Origin of the sequence: Nocardiopsis protaetiae, assembly GCF_045446735.1 — a bacterium.
GTDB classification, from domain to species: Bacteria; Actinomycetota; Actinomycetes; order Streptosporangiales; family Streptosporangiaceae; genus Nocardiopsis; species Nocardiopsis protaetiae.
Map to the genome: position 1 here is coordinate 1 of NZ_JBJJBV010000320.1, position 6,871 is coordinate 6,871.

8 protein-coding genes are annotated in these 6,871 nt (G+C 71.2%); 6 read left to right on the forward strand and 2 right to left on the reverse strand.

Features of this window, described 5'->3' with window-relative positions:
- Nucleotides 1-302 (reverse strand): histidinol dehydrogenase (locus tag ACJOT3_RS30510; protein WP_406976595.1); only part of this gene is annotated, 302 nt, incomplete at its 3' end.
- Between the two features lie 258 nt (nucleotides 303-560).
- Here ACJOT3_RS30510 and ACJOT3_RS30515 point away from each other — a divergent pair.
- From ACJOT3_RS30515 to ACJOT3_RS30530, 4 genes are all read left to right on the forward strand, one after another.
- Complete coding sequence (locus ACJOT3_RS30515; RefSeq protein ID WP_406976596.1) at nucleotides 561-1,121, forward strand: ferritin; 561 nt, start codon at nucleotides 561-563, stop codon at nucleotides 1,119-1,121.
- Nucleotides 1,122-1,241: 120 nt separating this feature from the next.
- Complete coding sequence (locus ACJOT3_RS30520) at nucleotides 1,242-2,015, forward strand: LON peptidase substrate-binding domain-containing protein (RefSeq protein WP_406976597.1); 774 nt, start codon at nucleotides 1,242-1,244, stop codon at nucleotides 2,013-2,015.
- Nucleotides 2,016-2,189: 174 nt separating this feature from the next.
- On the forward strand, nucleotides 2,190-2,645 hold the full coding sequence (gene ybaK, locus ACJOT3_RS30525) for a Cys-tRNA(Pro) deacylase (RefSeq protein ID WP_406976602.1): 456 nt from the start codon (nucleotides 2,190-2,192) through the stop codon (nucleotides 2,643-2,645).
- Between the two features lie 226 nt (nucleotides 2,646-2,871).
- Nucleotides 2,872-4,737 carry an AMP-dependent synthetase/ligase gene (locus tag ACJOT3_RS30530; RefSeq protein WP_406976598.1) on the forward strand — a complete coding sequence of 622 codons (1,866 nt, stop codon included), beginning with the start codon at nucleotides 2,872-2,874 and terminating at the stop codon, nucleotides 4,735-4,737.
- A gap of 45 nt (nucleotides 4,738-4,782) precedes the next feature.
- On the opposite strand, the gene ACJOT3_RS30535 is transcribed toward ACJOT3_RS30530, so the two are convergent.
- On the reverse strand, nucleotides 4,783-5,484 hold the full coding sequence (locus tag ACJOT3_RS30535; protein ID WP_406976599.1) for a hypothetical protein: 702 nt from the start codon (nucleotides 5,482-5,484) through the stop codon (nucleotides 4,783-4,785).
- Nucleotides 5,485-5,565: 81 nt separating this feature from the next.
- Here ACJOT3_RS30535 and ACJOT3_RS30540 point away from each other — a divergent pair, with 81 nt between their 5' ends.
- Entirely contained in the window at nucleotides 5,566-6,105 is a 540-nt protein-coding gene (locus ACJOT3_RS30540; RefSeq protein WP_406976600.1) for a DinB family protein, read from the forward strand.
- Nucleotides 6,106-6,197: 92 nt separating this feature from the next.
- A complete protein-coding gene (locus ACJOT3_RS30545; protein WP_406976601.1) occupies nucleotides 6,198-6,728 on the forward strand; it encodes a DinB family protein in 531 nt (176 codons plus the stop codon).
- Nucleotides 6,729-6,871 lie beyond the last annotated feature (143 nt).

Here is a 6,871-nt window from a genome sequence, read left to right on the forward strand (position 1 = left end):
GTGCGGCGCTGGTCGCGGTGGACCTTGCGGGCGCGGCGGATGGACTCCTCCAGCGCGGCGCGCACGGCCGGGTCGAGGTCGGCCAGGGCGGCGTCGATCGCGTCCTTGGGGACGCGGATGTCGGTGAGCCGGACCCCGTCGAAGCGCTCGGTGATCTCGATCAGCGCCTCGACACCGCGATGGCGGACGTCCTCGCACAGGGGGCGCACGCGCTCGGCGGCGTCCGCCACGTCCATGGCCGCGCGCGGGAGGGCGTCGCGGGGGTCGTCCTGGCTGCCTCGGAGGTCGATTCGACTGATCACGCCCACAGTCTAGAGGGCGATGCCCGAGCGGTGGGCTGCGGCGTCCGGATGGTGGACACCACATCGGCGCCGATGGGGCGAGCGGCGCCCTCCGGGATATTCGCCACCAGCGGGAACGAAAACGCGGAATAAGTTTCACCTTACTTTGGCATACCTAACCTAAACGAGTCCCAGAAAGGCTTGGAAAGGCTTGCCTAACGAATTCTTCGGCGTTTCGGTGATTTTCAAGAATGGCTTTACATGGGTTATTGTAGGGGCATGACTTCGAACAAGAGCAGCGATAGCGGTCTTTCCAAGTTCCACCGCCTCCTCGTCGACCAGGTGCGGCACGAGTTCACCGCCTCCCACCAGTACGTGGCCCTGGCCACCTGGTTCGACACCCAGGACCTTCCCCAGCTGGCGCGGGTCTTCTACGAGCAGTCCCTGGAGGAGCGCGACCACGCCATGATGCTGGTGCGCTACCTCATCGACCGCGACGTCGACTTCGCCCTCCAGGGCGTGGACGAGATCGAGACCGACTTCGCCGCGCCGCGCGACCTGGTCGCCCTGGCCCTGCGCCAGGAGCGCGAGGTCTCCGACCAGTTCCAGCGCCTGGCCAAGGTCGCCCGCGACGAGGACGACTACACCGGCGAGCAGTTCCTCCAGTGGTTCATCCAGGAGCAGGTGGAGGAGATCGCCAAGATGTCCACCCTGCTGAACGTGGTGGACCGCTCCAACGGGAATCTGTTCGACGTGGAGACCTTCGTGGCCCGCGACATGCCCAGCGAGGACAACGGCAGCCAGAGCGCGCCCGCCACCGCCGGCCCCGCCGTTTCCTAGGGGGAATTCTCCGCCGCTCCGGTTCGTTGACCCGCTGCTTCGAGGGGCGCCCGGTTCCGACCGGGCGCCCCTCGCGGGTGTCCGAACCCGTGCGGCCGTGACGAAAGGCATACTGGGGCCATGGCCCAGGCTCTGCCGATCTTTCCGTTGAACACCGTTCTGTTCCCCGGTGTGAACGTCCCCCTGCACGTCTTCGAGCCGCGCTACCGGCGGCTGGTCTCCGAACTGCTCGGCCCCACCCTCACCCGCGGCGAGCTCGCCGGGCGCGACCGCTCGCCCCGCCGCTTCGGGGTGGTGTGGATCGAGCTCGGGCACGAGGTGGCGGCCACGTCCTCCGCGCAGACCACCGAGACCCCCGTCGGGGCCCCCACCCTGGGCGGCGACGTCCGGCTGCCCCGGGTGAGCGGCACCGGCTGCACCGCCCTGGTGCGCAACGTGCGCACCTACGACGACGGCCGCTACGACCTGGTGGTGGAGGGCGGCACCCGGTTCACCATCGAGGACCTGTCGGAGGTGGACGCCTCCTCCTCCGACGTCTACCCCACCGCGTCGGTGGCGTTCCTGCCCGAGGCGGCCGGACCCGACGTCGACGAACACGCCGAGCGGGTGCGCGCCCTGTTCGAGGTCTACCGGGAGCGGCTGTCCGCGGCCGGGCTGAGCCCGGGGACGTTCGTGGACCCGCCCAAGGACCCCATCCCGCTGTCGTACGCGCTGTCCGAGGCGGTCGTGCTCGACCAGGCCGAGAAGCAGCGGCTGCTGGAGGCCGAGGACGCGGCGACCCGGCTGGCGGTGCTGGCCCGGTTCCTGCGCCGGGAGAACCGGATCGTGCACACCCCGACCCTCAACACGCTGCCCGCCGGGCCGTTCCTCAACAACGGGGTCTCCTTCAACTGACGGCCCCGCTCCCCGGCCGCGCACCGCTCCCACGAGGACTTTCGTCCCTGCGATCCGGGGCGCCGCACGGCACGGGATTCGTTAGCCTGCCGTACAGACCAGGTGCCCGGGAGCCGGGCGCGCCTTCGACGAGGGACCGGGGAACCGATGAGCGGAAAGGCCACGCCCGCCACCGTGGCGGCCGGGCGGACCAAGACCACCTACACCCTGCACCCGTACGAGGCGGCGGGCGGGGACGGCCACTCCTACGGCACGGACGCCGCCGACGCGCTCGGCATCCCCCACGAGCAGGTGTTCAAGACGCTGCTGGCCGAGGTGGACGGGGTCATGACGGTGGGGGTGGTGCCGGTGAGCACCTCGCTGGACCTCAAGGCGCTGGCGGCCGCCGTGGGCGGGAAGAAGGCGGTGATGGCCGACCCGGCCAAGGCGGAGAAGGTCACCGGGTACGTGCGCGGCGGGATCAGCCCGCTGGGCCAGCGCAAGCGGCTGCGCACGGTCGTCGACGCGTCCGCGCGGGAGCAGCGGACGGTGTACGTGTCGGCGGGGCGGCGCGGCCTCCAGATGGAGCTGGCGCCCGCCGACCTCATCACGCTCACCGAGGCGGTCGTGGCGCCCATCGGTGCGGCCTGACCCGGCGCGGCGGTGGGGACGGGGACGGCCGAGAGACCGGGAGACGGGGACGGGGACGGGGACGGCCGGGGAACGGGGCGGCGCGGGAGCGGCCGCGGGGGAACGGGGCGGGAACGGGACGAGAACCGCGTATCCATCGGGGAAAACGGGAATACGGGGACACGAGCCCGGTCACAAGGGGACATCGGCTGTTGCCGCCCCCACTACCCAGGGGTAGCTTTGTGACATGGGTAACACTTCATCCCCCTTCTCGTCGGTTCCGGACATGTTCGCCTCCCGTGTGGCCCAAAGCGGCGACACGACGGCGTTCACCTACCCCGTTCCCAACACCACCGGTGCTCCCGAGACCTGGGAGACCCTGACCTGGGCGCAGACCCGCGACCGGGTCCGCGACCTGGCCCTGGGCCTGCACGCCCTCGGGGTCACCTCCCAGGCGCGCTGCGCCATCGCCGCCTCCACCAGGATCGAATGGATCCTGGCCGACCTGGCGATCCTGTGCGCGGGCGGCGCCTCCACCACCGTCTACCCGTCCTCCACCGCCGCCGACTCGGCGTACATCATCTCCGACTCCGGCAGCATGGTGGTCTTCGCCGAGAACGCCGAGCAGGTCGCCAAGCTGGTCGACCAGCGGGCGCAGATCCCCGGCGTGTCCAAGGTCGTCGTCTTCGACGGCGAGGGCGGCCACGACGGCTGGGTCATCACCCTCGACGAGCTGTCCGCCCAGGGCGCCGAACTGCACGGGGAGAGGCCCGAGCTGTTCGACGAGCTCGTCAAGGCCGTCGCGCCCGACCACCTCGCCACCCTCATCTACACCTCCGGCAGCACCGGCCGCCCCAAGGGCGTTCGCCTCGACCACGCCAACTGGCTGTACGAGTCCAAGGCGCTCCAGGACCTGGACGACGAACTGCGCGGCCAGGGCTGGGAGCTGCTCGGCCCCGACGACGTGCAGTACCTGTGGCTGCCGCTGTCGCACGTGTTCGGCAAGCTCATGCAGGTCAACCAGTTGCAGCTGGGCTTCACCACCGCCGTGGACGGGCGGGTCGACAAGATCGTCGACAACCTGTCCGTGGTCCGGCCGACCTTCATGGCGGCCGCCCCCCGCATCTTCGAGAAGGTGTACAACCGGGTCGTCATGCAGGCCAAGGAGGGCGGCGCCGCCAAGTTCCGCATCTTCAAGTGGGCCGTGGGCGTGGGCGACCGGGTGGCCCGGCTCAAGGAGGACGGCAAGGAGCCCACCGGCGCCCTGGCCCTCCAGCACAAGGTGGCCGACAGGCTCGTCTTCTCCAAGCTGCGCGCCCGCTTCGGCGACCGGCTCAAGTTCTTCATCTCCGGCAGCGCCCCGCTGGCCCCCGAGATCGGCCGGTTCTTCTACGGGGCCGGGATCGTCATCCTGGAGGGCTACGGCCTCACCGAGACCAGCGCGGGGTCCTTCCTCAACCGGCCCGGCCGCATCAAGTTCGGCACGGTGGGCATGCCGATGCCCGGCACCGAGGTGAAGATCGCCGAGGACGGCGAGATCCTGCTGCGCGGCGGCGGCGTCATGCGCGGCTACCACAACCTGTCGGGGGCCACCGAGGAGGTCATCGACCAGGACGGCTGGTTCGCCACCGGCGACATCGGCGTCCTGGAGGACGGCCGGCTGCGGATCACCGACCGCAAGAAGGAGCTGATCAAGACCGCCAACGGCAAGTACGTGGCGCCCCAGCACCTGGAGAGCCGCTTCAAGGCGCTGTGCCCCTACGTCAGCAACCTGGTGGTGCACGGCGACCGCCGGTCCTACGTGGTGGCGCTGGTCGCGCTGGACCCCGAGGCCATCGCGACCTGGGCTCAGGAGAACGAGCTGGGCGCCCTCGACTACGCCGGGCTCACCAAGGAGCCGAAGGTGCGCGCGATGGTCCAGGAGGCCATCGACGAGCTCAACAAGGACCTGCCCCGGCACGAGACCGTCAAGAAGTTCGCCATCCTGCCCAACGACCTGACCGTGGAGGGCGGCGAGATCACGCCGAGCCTGAAGATGCGGCGCCGGGCGGTGGAGAGCAAGTACCAGGACGTCCTGGACGGCATGTACGAGGACAGCGTCCAGACGATCTGACCGGGCCGGCCCCGACAGGGGCCGTTGCGCCGACGGGTCAGCGGGTCAGCGGGTCAGCGGGTCCGGCCCCTCCCCCACCGGGGAGGGGCCGGACCCCGGCGCGTCGAGGGTTCCGGGGGCGTCGGGGGCTCCGGGGGCGTCAGTGGCGTCGGGGGCGACCGCGCCGGGCGCGGTGTCCTCCGCGGCCCGGACGGTCCACGGCACGCCCGGCAGGTCCCGGCGGATCATGCTGATCAGGTCGAGCAGCGCGTACTGGAGCACGAACACGAAGGGCCAGGCGACCAGGAACGCCGTCGCGTCCAGGTGCAGCCCCACGGTGACCTCGTCCCCGGCCTGCGCCTGCGCCAGCGCCGTGTGCAGGGGCCCGTCCAGCAGCATGCCGACCCGCCAGGTGAGCAGGGTCGCGGCCACGGAGCCCAGGAACCCCGCGACCAGGCACCACAGGCGCAGGTCGCGCGGGTGCCTGCGGGACAGCGGGAACTGCACCATGTAGACGATGTAGCCGCTGAAGAGCCCGGCCAGCGCGGTGACGAGGACGAACGTCCCCTCCCCCGCGAACAGGGCCTCGCTGGTGCCGGTGAAGACCTCGCCCTCGCCCAGGGCCGTGCCCCGCGCCCGGTCCGGGGCCAGGAGCCACCAGACCGGACCGAGCAGCGCACCGGCCGCGGCCAGCGCCCCGAACACCCAGGCGCTCACGGCCAGAGGTCGCGGCCCACGCGGCGCGTCCGCGCCGTTCCGGTCGTCCATCAGCGGTCTTCTCCTCGCCCTCGTACCCTCACCACGGAAAACCTGTGGCTCGGCGGCATGACCGGAAGGGAGAATACCGGCATGAGCGACAACAACAGCACTCTGCACCTCCCCCTGACCGCCCGTGTCGACCCCCCGATGGCCGCCGACGAGCGCACCATGCTCACCACCTGGCTGGACTGGCACCGCGCCACCGTCCACGCCAAGTGTGTCGGTCTGGACCCGGCCCTGTCCTCGGCCGCACCGCTGCCGACCTCCCCGCTGATGACCGTGGGCGGTGTGGTGTCCCACCTGCGCTGGGTGGAGGCGTTCTGGTTCGAGAGCGCGATGCTGGACCAGCCCGACCTCGCCCCCTATAGCGCGGAGGACCCCGACGGCGAGTGGCGTCTGGGGTCCGAGGTGCCCCTGGGGGTCCTGTTGGAGGAGTACGAGGCGCAATGCGCCCGGTCGCGGGAGATCACGGCCAAACTCGAACTCGGGTCGTCCTCACGCAAGGTCCTGGGCTCCCGGGGGCGCACCACCCTGCGCTGGGTGCTGGTGCACATGATCGAGGAGACCGCCCGGCACAACGGGCACCTGGACGTCCTGCGCGAGCTCGCCGACGGCACCACCGGGGAATGACGGCGGCGCGCGCAGAACGCACCGGACACACCGGACGCACGGGAGCGGAAAAGCACGTGGAGAGTGTCGGCGGGGACGGCCATGATGGGGGCATGACCGAAGAGACCCTCCCGGCCGCGCCCGACCGTATCGACCCCCCGATGGACGCCGACGAGCGCACCATGCTCACCACCTGGCTGAACTGGCACCGCGCCACCGTCCACGCCAAGTGCGCGGGCATCGCCGCCGAACACGCGACGGCCACCCCCCTGCCCACCTCGCCGCTGATGAGCGTGGGCGCGATCGTGTCCCACCTACGCTGGGTGGAGCACGCCTGGTTCGAGTGGATCCTGCTGGGGCTGCCCGAGGGCGGGTACGCGACCCCCGAGGATCCGGACGCCGAGTGGCGACGCGGCAACGAGGTGCCGCTGGGGACGCTGCTCGAAGAGTACGAGATGCAGTGCGAGCGCTCCCGGGAGATCACCGCGGAGCTGGAACTGGACACCGAGGCCCTGAACGTGCGCGAGGGCGAGGACGCCACGACGCTGCGCTGGGTGCTGGTGCACATGATCGAGGAGACGGCCCGGCACAACGGGCACCTGGACCTGCTGCGCGAGCTCGCCGACGGCACCACCGGGGAGTAGCCCGGGCACCACGGGGAAGCGACGCCACCGGGGAACAGGGCCGCCGGAGAGCGCCCCCGGCTCGCTCCGGAAGCGGGCGCACGGCTCACCGGGGACGTGGACACAACGACGACGGGGCCCGCCGCGATACCGCGGCGGGCCCC

What these genes read in the sequence shown, in the direction of transcription:
- ACJOT3_RS30515 (WP_406976596.1), top strand. Translation starts at nt 561, where the DNA reads ATGACTTCGAACAAGAGCAGCGATAGCGGTCTTTCCAAGTTCCACCGC.
- ACJOT3_RS30520 (WP_406976597.1), top strand. Translation starts at nt 1,242, where the DNA reads ATGGCCCAGGCTCTGCCGATCTTTCCGTTGAACACCGTTCTGTTCCCC.
- ACJOT3_RS30530 (WP_406976598.1), top strand. Translation starts at nt 2,872, where the DNA reads ATGGGTAACACTTCATCCCCCTTCTCGTCGGTTCCGGACATGTTCGCC.
- ACJOT3_RS30535 (WP_406976599.1), bottom strand. Translation starts at nt 5,484, where the DNA reads ATGGACGACCGGAACGGCGCGGACGCGCCGCGTGGGCCGCGACCTCTG.
- ACJOT3_RS30540 (WP_406976600.1), top strand. Translation starts at nt 5,566, where the DNA reads ATGAGCGACAACAACAGCACTCTGCACCTCCCCCTGACCGCCCGTGTC.
- ACJOT3_RS30545 (WP_406976601.1), top strand. Translation starts at nt 6,198, where the DNA reads ATGACCGAAGAGACCCTCCCGGCCGCGCCCGACCGTATCGACCCCCCG.